A 1,713-nucleotide genomic window follows, 5' to 3' on the forward strand; every position below is an offset into this window, starting at 1 on the left:
GTCCTGCCTGGAGCAGTTTGACCGGCCATAAGTGGAGCAGTTTGGGGTGGCCATCGGGGGTCCTGCGCAGGTTTGCGCTGCCTTATGTCGACGAACTGCTGTCCGGCCTGCACGAGGTCGAGCAGCGCGCCGCCTTCCGCCACCTCGTGACCCCCGGCGGCTTCACGATGYCGGTCGCCATGACCAACTGCGGCCGGCTCGGCTGGATCTCGGACCGGCACGGCTACCGCTATGGCGAGCACGATCCCGAAACCGGCCAGCCCTGGCCCGCCATGCCGGCGACCTTTGCGCGCCTGGCCGAGGCGTCGGCCGCCGAGGCCGGGTTTGCGGGCTTCGAGCCCGACGCCTGCCTGGTGAACCGCTACGAGCCCGRCACGCGCCTGTCGTTGCACCAGGACAAGGACGAGCGCGACTACGGCGCGCCCATCGTCTCGGTGTCGCTCGGGATGCCGGCCATCTTTCTCTTCGGCGGACTCGCCCGCAGCGACAAGGCCGCGCGCATTCCGCTGGTGCACGGCGACGTGGTGGTGTGGGGCGGGCCCGACCGGCTGCGCTACCACGGCGTGCTGCCGCTCGAAGACCGGCCGCACACGCTGCTGGGCAGCCGGCGCATCAACCTGACTTTTCGCAAAGCGGGATGAAGCGGCCGCTCAAGTCAAATTGATGACTTGTTCCTTTTTTCTGTGCACAACTCTGTGGGTTGTCTGAGGACCGGGGACGCCGGAGCCAGCATTGGCGGGGGTTGGCACTAGGTTGCCTGCGGAATGGGCAGGGGGTCGGGGCGGTGGAAAAACGGGGGCTGCCTGGAACGGGCGTCTCGAAAAAGCGGTCTGGATTCGTGACATACATCACGAATTTCGCCAAGCCAGCGATTTGAACGTGGATGTTTGCCGCTTCGATCACGATTAGTTACCGATCGATGACGAAGCCTGCGTGCATGCATCGCGAACCGCGTCTTCAAGCTTTGCAATAGCGGTCTCGATTCGTTGTGCACTCAATGCGGAGGCCTGTCTCATCGACTGTGCCCGTGGATCATTCAACGTCGCGGCGATTGGGCCTTCCAACACGTCACGAAGCGCAAGCTCGAACGGCATCTGATCGCGGAAGATCATGTTGACAAAATCGGTGGCTGGACTCATCACAATCGCCCTGAGTGGGCACGCCTGCACGAGCTGCTTGAATTTCTCATCGAATGAAGCGACGAGCGGGACGAAGAAGTCGGCTTTGATGTGTCCGTCGTGGCGTTGCATCGCTGCGAATTTTTCAGCCGCCCGAAACATCGCCACATCCCAGGACATTCCCTTGAGCGCTTTCAGAGCATTCGCGCCGGGATTGAGTACGGGCGCGAAGAACTTGGGTACGGTGCCGGCGCATCCCAAGAACTTCCACGCCAGATAGATTTCCAGCTTGGCCAACTTCCCGAGGACCTCAAGGCTGAATTGAACAATCTCTACCAGGGAATCAAGCGGGCTCGCGCGCTTCTGCCATCGCAAATGCATGGTCTTCAGCAAAATCGCATGAATCCCTCGTCGCTCGACCTGTAGTTCCTGTGCGTTCAGCGTCTTCATCATGCCGTCCAACGCTGTTTTCGCCGCGGCCTCACCTTCCGATTGGCTCATGAGGAATTTCGGAGAACCAGGTGGCTCACGCAAAGCGTCGGGCGTGAGGTGATCGAATCGCTTGAGTGCAGCCAGCGTTTCCAAGGGACGCCGG

The 1,713-nt window shown here is 61.7% G+C and carries 2 protein-coding genes; one reads left to right on the top strand and one right to left on the bottom strand.

All coding sequences use genetic code 11. The features are described from left to right. Positions 1 to 17 precede the first annotated feature (17 nt). Entirely contained in the window at positions 18 to 641 is a 624-nt protein-coding gene (alkB, locus tag AC1DOC_RS32555; RefSeq protein WP_478131430.1) for a DNA oxidative demethylase AlkB, read from the top strand. A 264-nt stretch (positions 642 to 905) separates the two neighbouring features. Here the strand turns inward: alkB and AC1DOC_RS32560 are convergent. Further along, positions 906 to 1,713: hypothetical protein (locus AC1DOC_RS32560; RefSeq protein ID WP_478131429.1), on the bottom strand; the 808-nt coding region annotated here is incomplete at its 5' end.

This window comes from Variovorax sp. 01T439_2 (assembly GCF_056398445.1).